Genomic DNA, 23,317 nt, shown 5'->3' with positions numbered 1-23,317 from the left:
TTGACAACGTGGTTCCAGCGACTACATTTTATATATCTAAATAGCCTTACATAATGGATGGATACCCTATGAAAGCATACAAAGTTTCCTTGATCGCAGGAGTTTGCATTGGAATGTTAAGCAGCGCTGTGGTGGCAAAAACGAATCCTGCAGATAATGCCCAGTACGAGAAGCGCTTTCCTAAGCAATATCAAAGCTGGCAAAAAACGGCTGAGAGTAAAGAGGTTACCAATGCATTAGCTGCCGATCCTAACTTGGTTATCCTTTGGGCGGGTTATGGTTTCTCCAAGGATTACAACGCACCTAGAGGGCACCAGTATGTGATTACAGATATCAGGAGCACATTAAGAACAGGAGCTCCGATGAAAGCGGATGAAGGCCCTATGCCGATGGCATGCTGGAGCTGTAAAAGCCCTGATGTCCCCCGATTGATTGAAGGTGAGGGGGAGGCTGAGTACTTTAAGGGTAAATGGGCTAAAGGTGGCCCTGAAATTGTTAATGTATTAGGTTGCGCCGACTGTCATAAGCCGGGAACTTCTAAGTTGAGAATCGCACGACCCTTTGCCGAACGCGCATTCGCTGCAATAGGCACACCATTTGATAAGGCAGAGAAGAGTGAAAAACAAAATATGGTCTGCGGCCAGTGCCATGTGGAGTACTACTTTGAAAAAACAGCCGAACAACCAAATTGGGTAAAATTTCCTTGGGATGATGGTACCTCTGTTGAAGAGATGGAAGCTTACTATGACAAGCTGAAATTTAAAGACTGGACCCATCAACTATCTAAAGCACCCATGTTAAAAGCTCAACATCCAGGCTATGAGACCACTGCAAAGGGAATTCATGGTGAGATGGGCGTCTCTTGTACTGATTGTCATATGCCACGGATAACCGATGCAGAGGGTAAGGAATACACCGACCATAATGTTGGTAATCCGTTTGATAAATTTGAATTTACCTGTGCAAATTGTCACGAACAAACCAAAGATCAATTACAAGGGCTAGTACAGGCCAATAAAGACAAGGTTAATACCCTTAAGCTTAAGGCTGAAGGGGAGTTAGTAAAAGCGCATTTTGAGGCTGAAGCAGCCTGGAAAGCGGGGGCGACAGAGCAGCAAATGGCCGCGGCGTTAACCGATATCCGTCATGCTCAGTGGCGCTGGGATTTTGCTATTGCCTCTCATGGTATTGCCGCTCATGCGCCTGAAGAGGGTCTTCGAATCTTAGAGACCTCATTAGTTAAAACCTCTGAAGCCCGCGGTAAGCTTGCAAAAGTATTAGCCGCTCAAGGTGTTAAGACCGCTGTTGTTATTCCAGATATTTCGACCGAAGCGAAAGCGCAGGCTTTCTTGGGTATGGATATGGATAAGATGAATGCTGACAAAGCCATCTTTATCGAGAAAGTCGTGCCTAAGTGGGAAGCCGAATACAAGGCAACCAATGGCGGTGAATAGTCTTTAACTGCCGTTACACAAAATGAGTTACAGTCTCAAAAATCCGGGAGCCAACTTCCCGGATTTTTTTGTGTTGTGATTAACCATATTAATATAAGTCACAGTGGCATACTTATCGCGTCAACAGGTTTATCTGCAGCGTGTGTATGACTCTTTGGTTGTGCAAGCCTTATACACAATCAACGTGAGCTTTAGAGGGGAGTGGAGAGGCCATTGTCTTCTTCGAATATCTAGCAATCAGTGTTTACCATTTCAGTTGTCTTAGTTTCAAAGTCGTAAAAAATATAGCAATTGATAGATTGATCGTCAGTGATCCCTTTAGGGTATAAGTAAAACCCGCCAGACCACCAAACCTGATCAAAGTTATTATCTAAATCCAATATGGCATTGATTTGGTCTGAATCTGTTCCGTAGCGAAATAGATCGAAATAGGGATACCCTTGTTTTGGGTCGACGCAGATTTGCACATTATTGATTTCTACTGACTTAAAAGATCGCACTTGGCTATTGCTAGATTTGCAGTCCTTGGCTGAAGCTACGCTGCCTTTGGCTCGAACAAGACTGATGGCGCTTTTAACTGAGGCCAGAGCTTGTTGCATCACCGTATCACGAGATTCATCTTCAAAAGAGATAAATTTTGGAAGGGCAATGACACTGAGTATGCCAAGAATGATGATTACGACAATTAATTCAATGAGGGTAAATCCGTTAACGGTACTGTGCTTCATCTATGTCTCACTTTTGTAAGTGCTAAACTCGATTTTTAGGCGCTCTTAATGTTTCAAACCCATATTTGATTAAGTATATGACGTAAAAGTGAACTTGGTTTTTGAGATTAGCGTCCATGGGAGAAAATTACCTTTGTGTACTACATTCTAATAGTTGGTTTTATTGTTATTTCGATGAATTAGCTGAGAAGCTTGGAGGATAGATGGAGGCGGTGTTGTTAAATATTGTAAACTTCATATTCATTTCCGTTGTGATGTATTTTGCCATCGCCTTACTCTGCATTATTTTGGGCAAGTGGATCAAGCAAGCCGTGCCTAAAAGCACCTTGTCTTTCGATGAGCTAGCGTTTGATGGGTTAGCTTCCGATGAGCCCGCTTTCGAGCAATTATCCTTTGATAAGTCGGCTACCACCAAGGCTGAACCGCCAAAGCTAAAAACCTATCAAGCAAGAGATGGTGAGCGATTACCGTATCGTCATTACCGAGCTCAATCTGACAAGATCATTATTCTTTTGCATGGTTCTGGCTGGCATAGTCAGTATCTGTTTCCCTTAGCTAACTTTATAAGTGGTGAAGGCATTGCCCTGGTATACACGCCAGATCTTCGAGGCCATGGGCAAGCCCCAAGAAGGCGGGGAGATGTTGATTACATTGGTCAATTTGAAGATGACTTAGCCGATCTGATTGAGGTCATTAAGAGGGATAATCCTGACTGTACACTCATTGTGGCAGGACATTCATCCGGAGGTGGGCTCGCGATTCGCTTTGGTGGAAGTCGCTATGGTAAGCAAGCCGATGGCTATATTTTACTGTCTCCTTATCTTAAGTATAACGCGCCAAGTATGCGGCCTAACTCTGGTGGTTGGGCACTCCCTTATACCTTACGAATTGCTGGGCTAAGCATGTTAAATAATGTCGGCATTCATGGATTGGATTACTTAACAGCGATTGATTTCAATATGCCACAAGAGGTCCGTAACGGAACTGAAACCTTGTCATACACCCATCGCCTTAATACCGCTTATGCACCGGGTAACTATAAGAAAGAGCTCAGTTCGATAACGCAGCCATTATTAGTAGTGGTTGGCACGGCGGATGAAGCATTTTTTGCCGAGCAGTTTGAGCCGGAGATCTCAAAGTACACTCGCGCTGAAGTCATCTTGCTAAATGATGTGACTCATATGGGCGTCGTTGTTAACCCTGCCGTTAGACCCGTTATCAAGCAGTGGTTAGATAACTTGCGCTAAGCCGGAGAGTAAAGCGCTCTTGTTAGCAAGATCACCTTGTATAAAAATGTCATCGAAGGGGGATTCCCTTAAGGAAGTAAAGTCTATATTATCGCCTCCCTTTTAATTTTGACTGTAAACCATGAAACTTGTAAAACTGGCCGCCATCGCACTGATGTGCTCAAGCCTTACCGCTTGTATTACCTTTCCAACGGATGAATCTAACACTGTAAAAGTATTGTGGGATGACACTGATGCGTTACTTGGCTGCGCTCATAAAGGCACTGTAATTGGTTCTCAAGGTCATTTTTATGATTATTGGCTACATGCCGATAAAGATATGGTGTGGGGCACACTCAATGAAATGCGTATTAAGGCTGCCAAGCTTGGTGCTGACACTATTTATCTCTACGAACCGTTAGGCTTTATGGGCTCTGTAACCATGATGGCTAATGCCTATCAGTGTGAGTCAAAGCTGGCTGAGACAAATGCCCTGAGTCAGTTACCAATCACAGATACACAAACTGATAAGCAAGCTGATCAACCTATTACGGAGAAGGGCAAAGCCAAATAAGCACGTATCTTTATATGAACTTGTAAACGTTGCAAGTTCATCTCTCAGCCATTTATCGTGCTGTTCAACATTTCCACGATCGTAGTGGCACTGTGAGGGGGGGGGTTAACAATAGCCTACTTAATAATAGCTTACTCAAAAATTTGGTAATGACGCTCTACATTGACCGTAAGCTTACCCCAATATGATGACCTGACTCTTGCTTGATGATGTTCGAATGAGCACTTATCGACAAACTCTTCATGGACATCAAATCGGCAGCGGTTGTCCCTGCTTTGTGTCACTTCAAATAGAAGGCAGCCTTCCTCCTTTAGGGTCAACCGCTTATGATTAACGAGCTCATTTTTAATTGCTGCAAGCTCGGGCTGTGGAACTAAAATAAACCCTTTTAAGATCACCTTTGACATGACAAGTCCCTATCTATTGTCGTTTACCCATTACTGTTAAATTGAACATTACATCAAAAAACGCAGCTTATAGTGAGCTGCGTTTTTTGATGATGGGTGTTATAGCTGCCGTTTTAACGAACTTATTTTTGACTAAAAGCCCTTAAAGCACATTTTTTTAGAAAATGAGCCGTTAAAAAATCATCTCTGGTACATGCTCTGGAACCACAAGCTTACCTGCTGTTTTAGAAACGATTTCCTCTACCGATACGCCCGGTGCACGCTCTAGCAGATGAAAGGCGCCGTCTTTGATTTCTAAAAAAGCTAAATCGGTTAATACCCGCTTGATGCAGCCATAGCCGGTAAGTGGTAGCTCGCATTTAGTCAGTAGCTTAGAGTTACCTTTTTTATCGGCGTGCATCATGGTGACGATAATATTGTCAGCGCCAGCGACCAAATCCATCGCGCCGCCCATGCCTTTAATCAGTTTTCCTGGGATCATCCAAGAGGCGATAGAGCCTTGCTCGTCCACTTCAAATGCGCCCAGTACAGTGAGATCCACATGGCCTCCGCGGATCATGGCAAAGCTTTCGCTTGATGAAAAGAATGACGCGCCATCCACAGCGGTAACCGTTTGCTTACCAGCGTTGATAAGGTCAGCATCAATGGTTTCTTCGGTAGGGAACTCTCCCATACCTAATAAACCATTTTCTGATTGCAGCATCACGTCTATGCCCTCAGGAATATAGTTGGCCACTAAGGTGGGGATCCCAATACCTAAGTTGACGTAAAAGCCATCTTGCAGCTCTTTAGCAACACGTTGCGCCAGTTGTTCTCTTGATAATGCCATGGTGTTGCCTCCTTATGCTTTGGTGTCTGATTCAGTTTTTGAACCCGAGTCAGGTTTGACCGTGCGTTGCTCAATGCGTTTTTCAAACTTACCTTGAATAACGCGGTTGACGTAAATACCCGGGGTATGGATATGGTCAGGGTCAAGTTCACCAGGCTCAACAATATGCTCAGCTTCTACCACTGTTATCTTGCCAGCAGTTGCCATCATAGGGTTAAAGTTGGCGGCGGTTTTGCGGAAAACTAAGTTACCCATGGTGTCGGCTTTCCAAGCGCGAACAAGCGCGAAATCCGCTTTTAGTGCAGGCTCTAATACATAGTGACGACCATCTATTTCACGGGTTTCTTTACCTTCTGCCACGGGCGTACCGTAGCCTGTGGCGGTAAAGAATGCTGGAATACCAGCCCCACCGGCGCGAATTTTTTCAGCCAAGGTGCCTTGTGGCGTCAAGATAACGTTAAGCTCGCCGGATAACATCTGCTGCTCGAAGGTGGCGTTTTCACCCACATATGAGGCGATCATGGTATCGATTTGACGGCTTTTTAATAGTAGGCCTAAACCAAAGTCGTCTACGCCAGCATTATTTGAGATTGCGGTAAGTCCAGTGACACCCATTTTCACCATTTGTGCGATTAAGCCTTCAGGAATACCACATAAGCCAAAGCCGCCGACCATTACGGTCATATCATTGCTTAGGCCAGCGAGCGCTTCTTCGTAACTGCTGACGACTTTATTTAGCCCTTTATTTGGCTGTTGATTTAGCTCTCTATTTAGTCCTGCCATTACTGTTATCTCCTTATTCTGTCCGATGCTAGAACCTAGAACCTTCTTTTTATTCGCTAATCGCTCTAGCCACTTTCGATCCAGACTGGCGGCCAAGGGCGAGGCTTATCTTGTTACCAGCATCAACCAGTTTAGTTAGGTCTATTCCGGTTTCTATGCCAAGCCCATGCAGCATATATACTAAGTCTTCAGTGGCTAAGTTACCTGAAGCACCCTTAGCGTAAGGGCATCCGCCAAGGCCCGCGACCGATGAATCAATCACACTGACGCCGGTTTCTAAGCAGGCCAGAATGTTGGCTAGCGCTTGGCCGTAGGTATCATGGAAATGTAATGCCAGTTTGTCTACAGGTACGGCTTTCGCCACCGCTGCAACCATTCTACGGGCATTAAGCGGTGTGCCAACACCAATGGTGTCGCCAAGAGAAATCTCATAGCAGCCCATTTTGTAAAGTAATTCAGACACACGTGCGACTTCGCTAACCGCAATATCACCTTCATATGGGCAGCCTAAGGTGCAAGATACGTAACCGCGAACAGGCACGTTTCTCGCTTTAGCCAGCTCCATAACTGGCCTGAAGCGCTCGATAGACTCAGCAATTGAACAGTTGATGTTCTTTTGGCTAAAGCTTTCTGAAGCTGCGCCAAAAATGGCAACTTCATCGGCGTCAGCGTCAAGCGCAAGTTCCAAGCCTTTTAAATTGGGTGTCAGAGCGCTGTAGGTAACGCCTGTCTTTCGTGCTATGCCTTTAAGCACATCACCTGAGTCGGCCATCTGAGGCACCCATTTCGGTGACACAAAACTTGCCGCTTCGATACGCTTTACGCCCGCAGCGACCAAGTCTTCAATTAAGATAATCTTGTCTTGAGTGGTGACTGGCTTTTCGTTTTGCAGCCCGTCACGGGCACCGACTTCGAAGATGCTGACTTGTTGAGGGTAAGAAATCGCCATTTATGCACTTTCCTCAGTTTTAGCTGATTCAACTTCGGCAGCTTCTTCCTTCTCTGCTTTCGCCTCAACTTCCGCTAATAACATACCGTCACTAACTAACTCTCCGGCCTCAAAGAAAAACGCACTGACGATAACGTCAAACGGGGATTCAATGGCGTTTATTACATTAGTCATCTTCATCCGACTTCTTCCTTTTCAGGGTTTACTTCTGCTTCAACTTCGGCGAGTAACATGCCATCGCTGACCAGTTCACCTGCTTCGAAGAAAAATGCACTGACGATGCCGTCAAATGGGCTTTCTATTGTGTACTCCATCTTCATGGCTTCCATCACCATAATGCCTTGGCCGGCTTTGACGCTATCACCCACAGCCACTAGTTGAGTCACTATGGTGCCGTTCATTGGTGCTTTAAGCTTATCTTCTAAGTTGTCTTGCTCTTCAATGACTTCAGATTGTAGTGCGCGGTAATGATAGCTTTTTGAGTCGATAAACAGGGTAAAGTCATCGCCTACTTGGCTCACTGGAAGGCTGATTTTATGTCCGTTAGCTTTATCGCAACGACTCTTACTAAACGTTTGCTCTGTGTTTTCATTATCGAGTTTTTGCAGGCTGATCTCAGCATGCAGCGTCTCAGCGACTAATGCGCCAGTAAGGGTGATTAGGCAGTCATCAAGCTGTAGCTGATATTGCGACTGACCTGCGATTTGGGTCTCGATTAAATCAAGGTGGTTAATCTCATGGTTATCATCTAACAACGCCACTTGATGCTGACTGGCACTATTTAACCTAAAGCCATTATTTTGATGCCAAGGTGAGTAGGGATCATGGCTAGCGTTAGCTGCTAATTGTGCTTGCTGTTTACGGGCACATAACTGATAAAGCGCCGCTAAACTTAATGCTACATTGCTGTTATTAGAGTCCGCTGCTGGTGTTAACAGTGAATCGCCATAGCGCTCGATAAAGTCGGTGCTAAAGTTGGCATCCTTAAATGCCGTGTGCTTGGCAATATTGGCTAAAAATTCAATATTGTGTTTAAGGCCACTGATTTGATAGTCATCTAAGGCGTGTACTAAACGTTGCAGCGCGCGAGGGCGTGATTCATCCCAAGTGATTAGCTTGGAGATCATCGGGTCGTAAAAGTTACTGATCACATCGTTTTCACGCACGCCGGAGTCGATACGCACAAATTGGCTTTGCTTAGGTTCGCGTAAAAAATTGAGTTTTCCGCTAGCGGGTAGAAAGTCATTGTGCGGATCTTCGGCGTAAATGCGCACCTCAAAGGCATGGCCTTCAATTCGCACTTCATCTTGTTTAAGTGGCAACTCACTGCCACTGGCAACCATTAATTGCCATTTAACTAAGTCTTGGCCTGTGACTAACTCTGTGACCGGATGCTCTACTTGAAGGCGAGTATTCATCTCCATAAAGTAGAAACTGTCGTCGGTATCAAGCAGGAATTCGACGGTGCCGGCGCCTTCATAATCAATTGCTTTGGCTGCGGCAACCGCCGCTTCGCCCATTTTGATTCTGAGCGCATCACTTAAACCTGGAGCGGGGGCTTCTTCGACGACTTTTTGATGACGACGTTGAATTGAGCAGTCACGATCAGACAGGTAGATACAGTTACCATGGCTGTCGGCAAAGACTTGTACTTCAACATGGCGCGGCTGACGCAGGTAGCGCTCCATCAGGAGCTTGTCGTTACCAAAAGAGCTAATGGCTTCACGTCTTGCTGAGTGAATAGCCTCAAGGGTTTCACTACTGTTTTCAACAATGCGCATGCCTTTACCACCGCCTCCAAAGGCGGCTTTGATCAGCAGAGGAAAGCCCATCTTATTGGCTTGTATGACGAGCAAATCATCGTCTTGAGCATCACCGTGATAACCAGGGACCAGCGGTACATTGGCTGCGCCCATGATCTCTTTGGCGGCGCTTTTACTGCCCATGGAGTCAATTGCCGCTGCACTGGGGCCAACAAAGGCGATATTGGCTTGCTCGCATTTTAGGGCAAATTCAGCGTTTTCAGATAGAAAACCATAACCTGGGTGAATCGCTTGTGCACCAGAGCGTTTGGCGATTTCAATAATCAACTCACCTTTAAGATAAGACTCCGCAGGCGCGCTGCCACCTAAATAAAACGCCTCATCTGCCATAGCAACGTGGCGGGCGTCGATATCGGCATCTGAATACAAAGCAACAGTGCGTAAACCCATGGATTTTGCGGTTTGTATGATCCGGCAGGCAATTTCGCCGCGATTGGCAATTAGCAGTTTAGTAAACATATTATTTGGCTCCTTGCCCGCTGGCGGTTTGGTTATTATTTTTTGTTGCCGCGTTAAAGTCGGTCGTTGTTGGCCATTTTGGCGGGCGCTTTTCAAAGAAGGCATTAAGGCCTTCTTGCCCTTCATCTGAAACACGAATACGGGCGATCCGCTCGCTAGTGCGATCTAACGTTGTTTGATCGATAACGCCATTTTCTAGGGTGGAAAGTAGCGCCTTAGCCCAGGCCATACCCTGTGGACTGTTACTCAGTAGTGATTCAATGATGGGGGTGGCGGCCGCATCGAGTTCGTCATTAATCTCATGGATGATCTGTAGCTCAAGTGCTTTTTGCGCATTGAACCGCTCAGCGGTGAGCATGTAACGGCGCGCAGCGCGTTGGCCCATCGCGCGAGTGACATAAGGGCTAATCACTGCAGGAATTAAACCCAGTTTGACTTCACTCAAGCAAAAGCTGGCGCGCTCATTGGCAATGGCGATATCGCTGCAGCAAATAAGCCCGAGTGCACCGCCAAAGGCTGCCCCTTGTACGAGTGCAATCGTGGGTTTAGGAAATTTATCGAGTACTGACATCAGTTTTGCCAGCTCGTTGGCGTCAGCTAAGTTCTGCTCAAAATCCATCTTGGCTTGCTTGCGCATCCAGTTAAGATCGGCGCCAGCGCTGAAGTTTTTACCGTTGGCTTTAAGCACTAATACTTGGCACTTTGGATTGACGGCGAAGTGTTCAAGTACTGTGATCATTTCCTTAATCATCACTTCATCAAAGGCGTTATGCTTATCGCTGCGGTCGAGCACCATTTGCGCCACGCCGCCATCGACTGAGCAATTTACATATGCTAATTGCTCGGTCAGTTGTTCGGTGTCTGTGGTGACTGATGTATTCATTATTGTTGGTCCATTTTATTGTCTGAGTCGATGGTTTTTGGCTTAAATGGCAAACTGCCATTACATGCGAAATACACCAAACTTAGTGTCTTCAATTGGAGCATTTAGCGCGGCTGAAAGCGCTAAACCAACTACATCACGGGTTTGAACCGGATCGATAATCCCATCGTCCCATAAGCGGGCGCTGGCATGATAAGGATGACCTTCTTTATCGTATTGCTCAACAATGGGTTTACGGAATGCTTGTTCTTCATCATCAGACCACTCAAGGCCCTTACGTGCCAGCCCGTCACGTTTAACCGTTGCTAATACGCCCGCGGCTTGTTCTCCACCCATTACGGATATGCGGGCATTGGGCCACATCCACATCATAGTGGGCTCAAATGCACGGCCACACATGCCGTAATTACCCGCGCCGTAGCTACCGCCAATAATGACGGTAAATTTAGGTACGTTAGCGCAAGACACCGCAGTCACCATTTTTGCGCCGTGTTTGGCTATGCCTTCATGTTCGTATTTTTTACCCACCATAAAACCGGTGATATTTTGTAGGAACAAAAGCGGTATTTTGCGTTGGCAACACAGTTCAATAAAGTGCGCGCCTTTTTGCGCAGACTCCGAGAATAAGATGCCGTTATTGGCCACAATCCCTACCGGATAGCCATGAATGCGGGCAAAGCCACACACTAAGGTATTGCCGTAATTGGCTTTAAACTCATCAAAGTCTGAGTCATCGACAAGGCGAGCAATTACCTCTTTTACATCGAACGGCTTTTTAAGATCAGTGCCTACGATGCCGTAAAGCTCATTGATATCAAATTTAGGTGGTTTTACTGGGCTAAGCTGAGCAGTAATTTGTTTTTGATGATTAAGGCGAGTCACCGCTTTACGGGCAAGCTCTAGCGCGTGTTCATCGTTTTGCGCCATATGATCCGCCACGCCCGAAATTTTGGTGTGCACTTCAGCGCCGCCTAGCTCTTCAGCAGTCACTTCTTCACCGGTCGCGGCTTTAACTAACGGCGGGCCCGCTAAAAAGATAGTGCCTTGCTCTTTAACGATAATCGACTCATCAGCCATCGCAGGTACATAAGCGCCGCCTGCGGTACACAGCCCCATTACTACAGCGATTTGTGGAATGCCTTTGGCTGACATCTGCGCTTGGTTATAGAAAATTCGCCCGAAATGGTCTCTATCTGGAAAGACTTCATCTTGGCGGGGCAGGTTCGCGCCGCCAGAGTCCACGAGATAAATACAAGGTAGGTGGCAACGACTGGCAATATCTTGGGCGCGTAGATGCTTTTTAACGGTAACGGGGTAATAGGTGCCACCCTTTACTGTGGCATCGTTGGCGATAATCATGCATTCAACGCCACTTACGCGGCCAATACCTGCGATGACACCCGCTGCAGGCACTACATCTTCATAAAGCTCAAAGGCGGCAAATTGAGAAATTTCTAGAAAAGGAGAGCCCGGATCCAGCAGTTTTTCTACCCGCTGACGCGGAAGCAGTTTGCCACGAGAAAGGTGACGGCTACGGGCGACTTCTCCGCCGCCTTGCTCAATCTGATGTAGTTTTAGTTTTAAGTCTTGAACCACTGTAGCCATGTCATCAAATTTAGCTTTAAACTCATCGCTACGTGTATTAATACGACTGCTAAGTTGCGTCACAATTTCAATCCTTTTGAAGCTGGAAGAGTGAGGCGGCTAACCGCCCTTATGCTTTGCTATAAACCCGTGATATCGAGCATAAGCATTACTTTGATTCGTTAAATAGCTCGCGGCCTATCAGCATGCGGCGAATTTCTGAGGTGCCAGCCCCAATTTCATAAAGCTTGGCATCACGCAATAAGCGACCAGTGGCGTATTCATTGACATAACCGTTACCGCCAAGCAGTTGAATGGCATCTAGGGCCATCTTGGTGGCAAGTTCTGCAGAATAAAGGATTGCACCTGCTGCATCTTTACGGGTGGTTTCGCCGCGATCACAAGATTTAGCGACGTTGTAGATATAAGATTTGGCAGCGTTCATGCCGGTGTACATATCGGCAAGCTTGCCCTGTACTAGCTGGAATTGACCAATCGATTTACCAAATTGCTCACGCTCGTGAATATAAGGCACGACGATATCCATACAGGCTGTCATGATCCCAAGCGGGCCACCAGACAGCACCACGCGTTCGTAATCAAGTCCGCTCATCAAGACTTTAACGCCGTTGTTGAGGCCACCAAGAATGTTCTCTTCTGGTACTTCACAATCTTCAAATACCAACTCACAGGTGTTTGAGCCGCGCATACCGAGTTTGTCTAGCTTCTGCGCCGTGCTAAAGCCTTTAGAGCCGCGCTCAACAATAAATGCCGTAATGCCGTGGGCACCTTTATCGAGATCGGTTTTGGCATAGATAACATAGGTATGAGCATCAGGACCGTTGGTGATCCACATTTTGTTGCCGTTGAGTATGTATCTGTCACCCTCTTTGCGGGCGTGTAGTTTCATTGATACAACATCAGATCCCGCATTGGGCTCACTCATCGCAAGGGCGCCAATGTGTTCGCCTGTGATGAGCTTGGGTAAGTACTTGGCTTTTTGTTCGCTATTACCGTTGCGGTTAATTTGGTTAACACATAGGTTGGAGTGCGCGCCGTAGCTAAGACCAATAGATGCTGAAGCGCGCGAGATCTCCTCCATAGCGACCACGTGGGCCAAGTAGCCCATTTCAGCTCCCCCATACTCTTCAGATACCGTCACGCCGAGCAGCCCCATATCGCCAAGTACAGGCCAAAGCTCATTAGGAAAAGCGTTATCGAGATCTGTTTTGGCGGCGATTGGTGCGATTTCGTTGGCTGCGAAGCTTTGCACTGCGTCGCGCAGCATATCGACTTCTTCACCTAGGCCAAAATTTAGAGATGAGTAGAGTTGAGTCATGTGCTTGTGTCCTGTCAAATGTTGTTTAGTCAAGTTCACTGATCTATGCCGTGATACTTGGAAATTTTAATATAATTATTGGGTTACTCTATTAATGGCAATTGCAGATAATGTCATTGCAAAATAAAAGCCCATTACTGGGCGTTGTGTTCGAGTGCATCGCGGCATTGTTGTTCAGCCGAATTAAGCTCCATCAGTACGACTTTGATGTCGTCCATCTGTTGTTGAAGTGAAACCTTTTTATCTTCAACGAGCTCTAGCATGGTATGTAGCTGACTACTGCTATTCTTGTCGGCATCGTACAGTTCAAATAAACGTCTGGTTTCAGCCAATGAAAAGCCTAACCGTTTACCGCGTAAGATAAGCTTCAATCTCACTCTATCTTTAAGGCTGTAGATCCGTGTTTGACCACGGCGCTTTGGTTTTAAAAGACCTTGGTCTTCATAAAAACGAATACTACGAGTCGTGATATCAAACTCTTTAGAGAGATCACTGATTGAGTATGTCGTTTGTGGGAGCTGCTTCTCTACCATCAAATAACACCATAATTGTTTACATTAATTGCACGATATATGAAGTTTACGTAAAGGTAAAGTTTACACCTGTCAGATACCCTTGTTTTAATGTCAATCGGGGTTGCCACTAGGTTAAATTTACCGCTATAGGGCTTATTGCTTTACGCGTGGAGTTGTATATTTATTCCTTTTAAACAGTGAGTTGTGCCATTCTCGTGGTTTTTGTTAGCAGTGTTTTTGCGTATTTCACCTACTCATTCTAAGGTCTAATGGGGATTTTTTAATCGTCAGAGCATAATGCGGTTAAGTAATAAATGGACGAAAAACGCTCGCTAGCGACGCAATATGTTACCGAGATCTAGCAAACTGGAGTCAGTATTGTGAAAGATAAGAATAAGCAATTACATGCTAAATCAATTAACCAACCAGAGATATTTTGGGCAGAAGCTGCCAGCCAAATCGATTGGTTTTCCCCTTGGGATAGCGTACTAGATGACAGTGAGGCGCCATTTTACCACTGGTTTAAAGGCGGCAAACTCAACACTTGTTATAACGCAGTAGATAGACATGTTGCAGCGGGTCGAGGTTCACAAATTGCGCTGCAATATGTGAGCCCTGTAACTGACACTGAATATGGGATCTCTTATAGAGAGTTACAGGCGCAAGTGAGTCGACTCGCAGGTTACATGGACTCTATTGGTGTGAAAAAGGGCGACCGAGTGGTGATTTATATGCCAATGGTGCCAGAAACGGCATTTGCTATGCTAGCCTGCGCACGTATTGGCGCAATTCATTCAGTAGTGTTTGGTGGCTTTGCGGCTAATGAACTTGCGACCCGTATTAATGATGCTAAACCAAAACTAATTCTTTCAGCATCTTGCGGTATTGAGCCATCAGGGGTTATCCCATATAAACCGCTACTCGATGCAGCGTTAGATCAAGCCAGCCATAAAGTCGACCATTGCTTGATATTAAACCGAGGTCAGCTTGAAGCCGAGTTGAAACCTGATCGAGATATTGATTGGCAGGCAGCGGTGGCTGCAGCGCCTAATATCGATTGCCAACCCTTAGACGCTACCGACCCGCTTTATATTTTGTATACATCAGGCACCACAGGCCAACCAAAAGGCGTGGTACGCGACAACGGCGGCCATGCGGTGGCACTTGCTTGGTCGATGAAGCACATCTATGACATTAATGCAGGTGATGCTTTTTGGGCCGCATCGGATGTCGGCTGGGTTGTTGGTCACTCCTATATTGTCTATGGTCCATTATTAGTCGGGGCGACAAGTATCTTGTATGAAGGTAAACCCATTGGTACGCCGGACCCTGGTGCATTTTGGCGAACGATTGCTAAATACAAGGTGAAAAGCTTCTTTACAGCTCCGACAGCGATTAGGGCGATTAAACGTGATGACCCCAATGGTGACTATTTACAGGGCATAGACTTAAGTTGCTTGAGAAATGTGTTCTTAGCGGGCGAGCGCTGCGACCCAGATACCTTGCACTGGACTGAAGACAAGCTTAAAAAGCCTGTGATTGACCATTGGTGGCAAACGGAAACTGGCTGGCCTGTAGCGGCAAACTTGATGGGATATGCGCCTGTCGAGGTCAAGGCGGGCTCTCCTGCATTAGCGGTGCCCGGTTATCAAATTGATGTGGTTGATGTGATGGGCGATGAGGTCGAGGCGAATGAATCCGGTAATGTGGTGATTAAACTGCCGCTGCCACCGGGAACGTTAACGACCTTGTGGCAAAACGAGCAGCGTTATAAAGACAGTTATCTGTCAATGTACCCCGGTTATTACTTAACGGGAGATGCGGGCTATAAAGATAAAGAGGGCTACTTATATATAATGAGCCGCATCGACGACATTATTAATGTGGCTGGGCATCGACTGTCAACGGGGCGCTTTGAAGAGGTTCTGTGCCAGCATGATGCTGTTGCTGAAGCGGCGGTGATCGGGGTTAAAGATCCCTTAAAAGGCCAAGTGCCATTAGGACTAGTGGTACTTAAAAAAGGTGTAACGCTTAATGATGATGACTTAAATCACCAGCTCATGAGTTTAGTGCGTCAAGAGATAGGGCCTGTGGCCTCGTTTAGGCTAGTGAGTGCGGTGCAAAAACTGCCTAAAACCCGTAGCGGTAAAATTTTGCGTGGCACCATGCGTAATATTGCCGATAATCAAAGTTACAATGTACCGGCGACCATAGAAGATCCTGCAACCTTAGATATCGTTCGTAACACCCTGACACGTATGGGCTATGCCGATGCGCATGTATAAAGAAGGTTCTAGGAAAAGCAAGTCCTAGCAGCGAGGAAAGCGAAGACAAAGCTATTGAGCCGCTATCGCTGGATCTTGTGTAGGTCGGCATTTATGCCGTCAGGGGAATGATGCTTGCTGATGGGTCTTATACTGATAGGCATTAACCTGCAAATGCAGAAAAAAGCTGAAACTTAGGTTTCAGTTTTTTTCGTTTTTGAACTAAATTCATTGTTCACGATTAATGTATAAATGTTAACGCATTTGGCTTTATCTGGTAATTAAGTTACCAAAGTCTGTATAATCGCCAACAAAATTAAACCTGTCATCTCAATAAGCAATGGGTGCGATTGTTGCTTATACAAAATAATAGATGGGCAATCCTCTGTGACCTACGGAATTAATCGACATGAATAACCAAAATCAGCTCTATGATATCGGTGTGATTGGCTTAGGGGTAATGGGTAAGAACCTTGCGCTCAATATAGCGGATAATCAATATCGCGTCGCAGTATTTGACCTTGATAATATCAAGGTGCAAGACACTGTTAAGCAAGAAGAACTCGAACGTAAACAATACCTCAAGCAGATAACTGAACCCCGTATCGAAGCCTGTAATAATCTTTCTGAAATGTTATCTAAATTAGATAAGCCGCGTGTACTCGTTTTGTCTGTTCCTGCGGGTGCTCCGGTCGATGGTGTGTGCCAGTCATTAATTGAAGCTGGTATTGAGGCCGATGATATCGTTATCGATACGGGCAATAGCCTTTGGACCGATACGGTTGAGCGCGAGCAGCGTTACGCTAATGATTTTCAATTTTTTAGCTGCGCGGTTTCTGGCGGTGAAGTCGGTGCACGTTTTGGTCCATCATTGATGCCAAGCGGCAGTTTAACTGCCTGGAAGAGAATAGAGCCAATTTGGCAAGCCATCGCCGCCAAAGTCGATGCTAAAACAGGTTTACCTATCGAACGCTTTGAGCCGGGCAACCCGGTCAAAGAAGGCGAACCTTGTACTACTTATATTGGGCCTGCGGGTTCTGGTCATTACGTCAAAATGGTGCATAACGGCATTGAATATGCTGATATGCAGCTCATTTGCGAAGCATATCAATTACTGAATCAAGGTTTAGGATTAAGCCCAAGTGAAGTAGCGGATGTGTTTGAGCGCTGGGATCAAGGCAGTTTAAATAGCTACTTAATGCAGATCAGCGCCGATGTGCTCAAACAAGCAGACCCATTAACCGGCGCGCCACTGGTTGATTTGATTTTAGATAAGGCTGGCCAAAAAGGCACGGGTCTTTGGACTGCGGTCAGCAGTTTACAAATTGGCTGCCCAGCCCCCACTATTGCTGAAGCGGTTTATGCCCGTGCAGTCAGTACTCAAAAAGCGCAAAGGCAGCAACTTAGCCAAGTATTATCAGGGCCAAGCGAAGTGCTTTTAGCCACGATTAACCGCGGTGAAAAGCAGACATTTATCGACCAGCTTGAAAATGCGCTCTATTGTGCAAAAGTGTCTTGTTACGCCCAAGGTTTTCAGTTGATGGCGATGCAGGCTAAAGAGCAAGCTTGGCAGTTAGATTTTGCTGAAATTGCAAAAATTTGGCGAGCGGGCTGTATTATCCGTGCCACCTTCTTGCAGTCGATCACTCAGGCCTATCAGCATGATAGTGAGCTTGAGAACCTGTTAATGGCCGAGACGTTTGCAACCGCGCTGTCAGAAAAACAAAATGATTGGCGCTTGGCTGTATCGACGGCAGTGATGAGTGGTATTCCTGCGCCATGTATCAGCTCGGCGCTTGCTTATTACGACAGCTACCGTAGTGAAACTTTACCGGCGAGTTTACTGCAAGGGCAGCGAGATTATTTTGGTGCTCACACTTTTGAACGAACAGACAAGCCAGCGGGTGAGAAATACCACTTAAACTGGAGCGGCGATCGCAGCTTGCATAAGGTGTAACCGCTTCTGTGTCGCTGAAACTAAAAAGCCTATCAATCGATAGGCTTTTTAGTTTCTAGCTGTGGCGATAACGCTTTAAGCTAAGCCATCCAAATATCGGCCAGAAGACCGAGACTGAATAATGCGCTGAAAATCATAGTGAGCTTAGCAGTGCGCCCAAGTAATGGATTTAACGCAGCGCCAGTGACGTCATTAAAGTCACGCGTTAAGGTTCTTGCCATAATAAATGCCAGTCCAGCTAACAGTACGGGTAAACCTGGCAGCGCTCCCATAAAGAAGCCTGCAATAATGATCGCAAATGGCAGATACAAGAAGCTTTGGTAGAAGATGCGAGATTGTTCTAGACCCATACGAACCGCGAGGGTCTTTTTACCTGCTTTGAGATCAGTTTCCATATCGCGAGTATTATTCACTAGCATAATCGCTGCATTTAGAAAGCCGATGGCACTGCCAAGTAGCCATGCGCTGGTTGCCGTTTCACCGGCTTGCAGAAAGTAACTGCCGACAACTGCAACAAGGCCGAAAAATACAAATGCGGCAACTTCACCTAAACCATGGGAAGCCAGTGGGTAGGGGCCGCCGCTATAGCCAAGGGCGCCAAGTATCGCAGCTGCCGCTAAGAAAGCAATCGGTAGACCGCCATGGTAGATAAGCACAGAGCCAACAAGTAACGCCAGTACCAAACATAAGGTCATCGCATTGCGCACAGCCTTTGGGCTTAACATGCCACTTTGGGTGACACGAACTGGGCCCACACGTTCTTCAGTATCGACGCCACTTTTAAAGTCAAAATAGTCATTAGCCAAGTTGACAGCAATTTGTAATAGCAGAGCACAGAGCATTGAAATAACAGCAATGAAAAAGCTGAATTGCTCAAGTTGCAATGCGAGTACGTTACCAACCAGCAGTGGTCCAATCGCCGCAGGCAAGGTGCGAGGGCGGATGGCAAGTATCCAAGGATTCATGGTTATATTTACTTACAGAGGTTTACGTCAAAGAAAGTTGACATAAAGGTAAAAAAAGTTGGCATAGCATAGCAAATTTAACAAGTTGTAAAAAGTGGATTTTATGAGCCTAAAAGTGGTCAGCTTAACAAATTGCTCAGCATTATCCTTTTTCAGTTTGGAGGATTGAATAATTTTGAACTAGCGCACATCTGTTAGGCAGGAGTGTATGCAATATTATATCCCTAGAGTGAACTCAAGAATTATCGCTTTAATCCTCGCTGTAGAGATGATACTGCTGTCTTAGCAGTCAACGACTACATTTGTAATGAACAAATTTGTTTAGAGGTCGAAAACTATGCGTTTTGAGGGACAAGTCGCGATAGTGACTGGCGCGGCATCAGGCTTAGGAAGAGCCTATGCGATAGCCCTAGCTGAGCGAGGAGCACGAGTCGTTTTGGTTGATAACGAAACGAGTCAAACAAGGGATGTTAGCTCCAGCGAGATGTTAAACTTGGAGCCTGATTCGGGGCTTAAAATCTGTGGCGAAGCCATTACAGCCCTAGGTGGAGAGTTTAAATCGTTTATATTGGATGTGACTCGTACCGACGACATAGACACAATGCTTAATGATGTGGTGCAAAGCTGGGGTCGAGTCGATATTTTAATTAATAATGCCGGTATACATCAACCTTGTGCTTTTGAGCAGATGAGTCAGTCTAACTGGAAGCACCAGCTCGATGTCGATCTTAACGGTACCTTCTACATGACTAAAGCCGTTTGGCCTCTGATGAAGCGCCAAAGTTATGGCCGTGTGGTCATGAGTAGTGCCAGTGCTGTATATGGTGATATGTATGAAACCAGTTTCAGCGCGAGCAAAATGGCGGTGATGGGTTTGGTTAATAGCCTTCACCTAGAGGGCGCAGAGCACGGTATCGCAGTCAATAGTATTATTCCCCATGCGGTCACATCAATGACAGCGGCTCACCTAGCGCCCACAGTAAGGCCCCTATTTTCAAAAACTACAGTTACAGCAACCATGTTGTACTTGTGTAGCTCTAAGTGTCCATCTGGTCAGCACTTGTTGGCTGCTGCGGGCGGCATTAGCCATGCAGCACTGGTTGAGTTTTCTCCGAGCCGTTTTAATGCCGAAGAATGCACCCCTGAGGTGATCACTGAGCGCTGGTCTGATATTTATATGGCACAACCGGTAGCAGCCCATCGAAGTGGAGAAGCCCAAGTGCTTGCTTGGGCAAAGGCTGCGGCTAATCAGCGTCATATTCAATTAAAGTAATCTAAAAAGCTCAAGCTATCGTATGGGCATACTAAGACTTGAACCCTCTTTGGTTAATGGCATGAATGGTGCGGTATTTTACGAATGCATCTTGTGTTATTCATCTGGTTGCCAATTAGCCGACGTTTAGCTGAGCGACTGCATAAAGCTGGCTAGGTTAGGGGATCTTGAGTTAAGCTTATGGCCATAATTAGCTGAGTGTTTAGGTTGAAATGAGCCAAGTATTAGATGATCTATTAGCATTACTTTCTTTAGAGAAGATTGAAGAAGGGTTGTTTCGTGGACAAAGCCAAGATTTAGGTTTTGGACATGTCTTTGGTGGGCAAGTTATGGGACAAGCCTTAAGCGCCGCGAAACAGACTGTGTGTTCAGATCGTAAGGTGCATTCTTTACATTCTTATTTTTTGCGTGCCGGTGATGAAAAGCTCCCCATCGTTTATGATGTCGAAATTATGCGTGATGGTGGCAGTTTTAGCGCACGCAGAGTCAAAGCTATTCAAAAAGGTCGGCCAATCTTTTACATGACATGTTCGTTTCAAACTCATGAAGAGGGCTATGAACATCAAGCGATAATGCCAGATGTTGCAGGCCCTGAAGGCTTGCTTAACCAACAAGAATTAGCGATGACGCTGCGCGATAAAGTGCCCTCGAGAGTGCTTGAAAAGTTTATGGCGGACACTCCGATTGAGATGCGCTTAGTTAACCCAAGTGACCCGATTGCGCCTAAAGCATCTGAACCTATTCGTCATGTGTGGATCCGTGCAAACGGCACCGTACCTGATAATTTCTGTGTCCACGATTATCTGCTCGCTTATGCATCAGACTTTAATTTCTTAGTGACCGCAGCCCAGCCACATGGGGTCTCATTTTTGACGCCTGGTATGCGCATGGCGACCATAGATCACGCTATGTGGTTCCACCGCCCATTTGATTTAAGTCAGTGGTTGCTCTATAGCATTGACAGCCCTAATGCCAGTGGTGGTAGAGGCTTTGTAAGAGGCCAATTTTTTAATCAGCAAGGTGAGTTGGTGGCGTCAGCCACACAAGAAGGCCTTATCCGTATGACAAAGAAAGCCTAAGCATAATTTGAGTAACATAGGATGAGTAACATGATGTCATTAATGAAGAAGAGTCTCGTACTGCTGTGTATGTTGGTATTAACCGCGTGCGTGACCGTTCAAGAAAAGCCGCCAGTGGTCGTCAATGGCGCTGCAGGTTATCTTGAAAAGTTAGCCTTACCGCAAGGTAGTTCGATTACGATTGCGATTATAGACCTAGATACACCTGGTGTTATTGTGGCGCAAAAGAGCTTTGATATTGTCAGAGCACCTGTACCATTTAAGTTTTTACTGCCAGCAGATACCATCGACGACAGTATTCATTATGGCGTAGTTGCGATGATCCAATATCAGGGGAAGGTAATTTTCCAAACTTACGATCGTTACCCCGTGATTAACAATAATAAGTACACCACCGAGGTGTTGATGAAAGCGGTGCCAGCCCCATAAATCAACCTCACAGAAAAAGGAGCTAAGGCTCCTTTTTTATTGCCTAAAATAGGCTGATGCGGTTAATAATACCAATTGACCCAAATGGGGGGGAAGCACTGAAATGACAGTTATTAAGCTTTTATTGAGAAAAACTTTTGACCATTAAAATAGACGTTGAAACGCAAATAAAGCTCTGGTTACTTGAAGATGAATACCGGCTCAATGCTTTGCTAATTGCCGAGCAGCTTAAGCTAAACGATTGGATGCTAGCGGCAGGTTTTGTCCGAAATTTGGTGTGGGACAAATTACATAGCTTACACAGCCCGCTCAATGATATCGACCTGATTTATTTTGATCCCAGTGACTTATCCGTTGATAAGGATACTGCAATTGAAGCTGAGCTAAGCCGAATCGCGCCTATGTACCCATGGTCAGTTAAAAACCAAGCGAGAATGCACCTGCGTAACCAGCATAAAGGATATACATCAAGCCTTGATGCCATGAGCTATTGGCCTGAAAAGCAAACGGCTGTTGGGGTGAGCTGCCAATTAACATCAAATCCGTTATCATTATTAGTATCAACATCAATATCCGCAGCAAAATCAACAGCATCAACACATTCATTAGGGCAAGCAGAAATAAGTTTACATAGCCCGTTTGAACCTGAGTACCTGTTTGATCTGTCGTTGCAACACAACCCTAAAGCAAAGCGTGCTTTGTTTGAACAACGAGTGAAAAATAAGCGGTGGTTGCAAACCTACCCAAAGCTGCGAGATAATGGTTAGTGGTGAACTTATGAGCATTCAATATTTGTTTTGTTGATATATTGTCTGACACATTAGGGCATAGCTAGGGGCGATGTTGGTATCGCTTGCTGGTGTTTGCGTGTTAGTCATTGCCGTTGTTCTAAATTTTTCTTGCTGTAAATGGTGGCTTAACCGATGGAACCTTACCTTGATGCGATTAAAGAGATTAAAGCGTTAGCGACCGCAGAGGAGATCCATCGGGTTGATGATATATCGATATATCTTGAGCGGTTTACTGACCTTGATTTAATTGCCTCCGGTATCTACGCCGAGGTGTACGAAGTGCCTGGAGAGCCAGACAAAGTCGTCAAACTGTGCAACAGTAAGATTGATGGCTACTACCTGTTTGCTCGCTGGTGTATGCGCCCAGAAAATCAAGATAATCCCCATGTTCCCACCATCCATCGTGAAGATACCGTTGAATTAAGCAGTGGCTGCGTAGTGCGCTTTTATGTGCTTGAGCGACTAGAAGACATCACCGATGATGGTACAGAGCCTACCCGTCCCAGCCATTTTCACGATGATGACTTTGGCAAGCTTTGGGGCACCTTGCGCACAATGACATTGCCATTTGCCGATCCACAGAAGCCTTTTACCGATGAGGTCCAAAGCGTCGATGAGTTTGTTGAGCAGATCCAAGAGCCACGTTCGCATTTCTATATGAATTCCGCAGAGCGCAAGCCTGTGGTGATTGAAGATAACATCATTGACGAATATGAAGAGCTACTGAAAACCTTGTTTGAGGTGCTAAGCTTTATTGATGACCATGGGGTAATGGACTTGCATGGAGGCAACTACATGCTACGAGGTGACACCATTGTGATTACCGATCCCATTTCTCACAAATATGCGAGTTGATAGAGATTAATGAGTGATTGAATTAATAACAAAAAAGGGCTGATTATAAAGTAATGCCGTTCACTTAAGGTGAACGGCATTTTTATTTTTGGCATACCGTTGAGGCCTTGGTTTTACTGTTCTGGGGAAAGTTCTTTCTCTGCGCCCCTCT

22 protein-coding genes are annotated in these 23,317 nt (G+C 45.8%); 10 read left to right on the top strand and 12 right to left on the bottom strand.

Annotation, left to right across the window (positions count from 1 at the left end; genetic code table 11):
• The first annotated feature begins 68 nt into the window (after positions 1-68).
• Positions 69-1,454, top strand: coding sequence for an ammonia-forming cytochrome c nitrite reductase (gene nrfA / locus ACVBJC_RS09030; RefSeq protein ID WP_447160538.1), 1,386 nt, complete (start codon positions 69-71; stop codon positions 1,452-1,454).
• Between the two features lie 230 nt (positions 1,455-1,684).
• Here nrfA and ACVBJC_RS09025 read toward each other — a convergent pair whose 3' ends face one another.
• The gene (locus ACVBJC_RS09025) at positions 1,685-2,182 is read right to left on the bottom strand and encodes a prepilin-type N-terminal cleavage/methylation domain-containing protein (protein ID WP_447160537.1); all 498 of its coding nucleotides are present in this window, start codon (positions 2,180-2,182) and stop codon (positions 1,685-1,687) included.
• Between the two features lie 212 nt (positions 2,183-2,394).
• Here ACVBJC_RS09025 and ACVBJC_RS09020 point away from each other — a divergent pair, with 212 nt between their 5' ends.
• Both ACVBJC_RS09020 and ACVBJC_RS09015 read left to right on the top strand, forming a co-directional pair.
• Positions 2,395-3,429, top strand: a complete 1,035-nt coding sequence (locus ACVBJC_RS09020) for an alpha/beta hydrolase (protein ID WP_447160652.1) — start codon at positions 2,395-2,397, stop codon at positions 3,427-3,429.
• A 121-nt stretch (positions 3,430-3,550) separates the two neighbouring features.
• Complete coding sequence (locus ACVBJC_RS09015; protein WP_447160536.1) at positions 3,551-3,982, top strand: DUF4156 domain-containing protein; 432 nt, start codon at positions 3,551-3,553, stop codon at positions 3,980-3,982.
• A 131-nt stretch (positions 3,983-4,113) separates the two neighbouring features.
• On the opposite strand, the gene ACVBJC_RS09010 is transcribed toward ACVBJC_RS09015, so the two are convergent.
• The 10 genes from ACVBJC_RS09010 to ACVBJC_RS08965 form a co-directional block, all read right to left on the bottom strand.
• Positions 4,114-4,389: a putative quinol monooxygenase gene (locus ACVBJC_RS09010; protein ID WP_447160535.1), complete on the bottom strand. Its 276-nt coding sequence runs from the start codon at positions 4,387-4,389 to the stop codon at positions 4,114-4,116.
• A gap of 172 nt (positions 4,390-4,561) precedes the next feature.
• Positions 4,562-5,218 carry a 3-oxoacid CoA-transferase subunit B gene (locus ACVBJC_RS09005; RefSeq protein ID WP_447160534.1) on the bottom strand — a complete coding sequence of 219 codons (657 nt, stop codon included), beginning with the start codon at positions 5,216-5,218 and terminating at the stop codon, positions 4,562-4,564.
• A gap of 12 nt (positions 5,219-5,230) precedes the next feature.
• A complete protein-coding gene (locus tag ACVBJC_RS09000) occupies positions 5,231-6,001 on the bottom strand; it encodes a CoA transferase subunit A (protein WP_447160533.1) in 771 nt (256 codons plus the stop codon).
• A gap of 49 nt (positions 6,002-6,050) precedes the next feature.
• Entirely contained in the window at positions 6,051-6,950 is a 900-nt protein-coding gene (locus tag ACVBJC_RS08995) for a hydroxymethylglutaryl-CoA lyase (RefSeq protein WP_447160532.1), read from the bottom strand.
• On the bottom strand, positions 6,951-7,130 hold the full coding sequence (locus ACVBJC_RS08990; RefSeq protein ID WP_447160531.1) for a 3-methylcrotonyl-CoA carboxylase: 180 nt from the start codon (positions 7,128-7,130) through the stop codon (positions 6,951-6,953).
• Positions 7,127-9,232: an ATP-binding protein gene (locus tag ACVBJC_RS08985; RefSeq protein WP_447160530.1), complete on the bottom strand. Its 2,106-nt coding sequence runs from the start codon at positions 9,230-9,232 to the stop codon at positions 7,127-7,129. The genes ACVBJC_RS08990 and ACVBJC_RS08985 overlap by 4 nt, the downstream gene beginning before the upstream one ends.
• Before the next feature lies 1 nt (position 9,233).
• Complete coding sequence (locus ACVBJC_RS08980) at positions 9,234-10,115, bottom strand: enoyl-CoA hydratase-related protein (RefSeq protein WP_447160529.1); 882 nt, start codon at positions 10,113-10,115, stop codon at positions 9,234-9,236.
• A gap of 60 nt (positions 10,116-10,175) precedes the next feature.
• On the bottom strand, positions 10,176-11,783 hold the full coding sequence (locus ACVBJC_RS08975; RefSeq protein WP_447160528.1) for a carboxyl transferase domain-containing protein: 1,608 nt from the start codon (positions 11,781-11,783) through the stop codon (positions 10,176-10,178).
• An 85-nt stretch (positions 11,784-11,868) separates the two neighbouring features.
• Positions 11,869-13,038 carry an isovaleryl-CoA dehydrogenase gene (locus ACVBJC_RS08970; RefSeq protein WP_447160527.1) on the bottom strand — a complete coding sequence of 390 codons (1,170 nt, stop codon included), beginning with the start codon at positions 13,036-13,038 and terminating at the stop codon, positions 11,869-11,871.
• A 134-nt stretch (positions 13,039-13,172) separates the two neighbouring features.
• On the bottom strand, positions 13,173-13,571 hold the full coding sequence (locus ACVBJC_RS08965) for a MerR family transcriptional regulator (protein WP_447160526.1): 399 nt from the start codon (positions 13,569-13,571) through the stop codon (positions 13,173-13,175).
• 362 nt (positions 13,572-13,933) lie between these two features.
• On the opposite strand from ACVBJC_RS08965, the gene ACVBJC_RS08960 reads away from it, so the two are divergent.
• Together ACVBJC_RS08960 and gndA are read left to right on the top strand one after the other, a co-directional pair.
• Positions 13,934-15,838: a propionyl-CoA synthetase gene (locus ACVBJC_RS08960; RefSeq protein ID WP_447160525.1), complete on the top strand. Its 1,905-nt coding sequence runs from the start codon at positions 13,934-13,936 to the stop codon at positions 15,836-15,838.
• Between the two features lie 388 nt (positions 15,839-16,226).
• Positions 16,227-17,774, top strand: a complete 1,548-nt coding sequence (gene gndA / locus ACVBJC_RS08955) for an NADP-dependent phosphogluconate dehydrogenase (RefSeq protein ID WP_447160524.1) — start codon at positions 16,227-16,229, stop codon at positions 17,772-17,774.
• Between the two features lie 80 nt (positions 17,775-17,854).
• On the opposite strand, the gene ACVBJC_RS08950 is transcribed toward gndA, so the two are convergent.
• The gene (locus ACVBJC_RS08950) at positions 17,855-18,739 is read right to left on the bottom strand and encodes a 1,4-dihydroxy-2-naphthoate polyprenyltransferase (protein ID WP_447160523.1); all 885 of its coding nucleotides are present in this window, start codon (positions 18,737-18,739) and stop codon (positions 17,855-17,857) included.
• A gap of 337 nt (positions 18,740-19,076) precedes the next feature.
• Here ACVBJC_RS08950 and ACVBJC_RS08945 point away from each other — a divergent pair, with 337 nt between their 5' ends.
• The 5 genes from ACVBJC_RS08945 (at position 19,077) to ACVBJC_RS08925 (ending at position 23,166) form a co-directional block, all read left to right on the top strand.
• Positions 19,077-20,012, top strand: coding sequence for an SDR family NAD(P)-dependent oxidoreductase (locus tag ACVBJC_RS08945; protein ID WP_447160522.1), 936 nt, complete (start codon positions 19,077-19,079; stop codon positions 20,010-20,012).
• A 212-nt stretch (positions 20,013-20,224) separates the two neighbouring features.
• Positions 20,225-21,091: an acyl-CoA thioesterase II gene (tesB, locus tag ACVBJC_RS08940; protein WP_447160521.1), complete on the top strand. Its 867-nt coding sequence runs from the start codon at positions 20,225-20,227 to the stop codon at positions 21,089-21,091.
• Positions 21,092-21,121: 30 nt separating this feature from the next.
• Positions 21,122-21,520, top strand: a complete 399-nt coding sequence (locus ACVBJC_RS08935) for a YbaY family lipoprotein (RefSeq protein ID WP_447160520.1) — start codon at positions 21,122-21,124, stop codon at positions 21,518-21,520.
• Between the two features lie 137 nt (positions 21,521-21,657).
• Positions 21,658-22,287: a nucleotidyltransferase family protein gene (locus tag ACVBJC_RS08930; protein WP_447160519.1), complete on the top strand. Its 630-nt coding sequence runs from the start codon at positions 21,658-21,660 to the stop codon at positions 22,285-22,287.
• 156 nt (positions 22,288-22,443) lie between these two features.
• Positions 22,444-23,166, top strand: coding sequence for a hypothetical protein (locus tag ACVBJC_RS08925; RefSeq protein ID WP_447160518.1), 723 nt, complete (start codon positions 22,444-22,446; stop codon positions 23,164-23,166).
• The last annotated feature ends 151 nt before the right edge of the window (positions 23,167-23,317 follow it).

It is taken from the genome of Shewanella sp. 0m-6, assembly GCF_052977325.1.
This window is presented reverse-complemented; position numbering and strand designations above follow the sequence as displayed.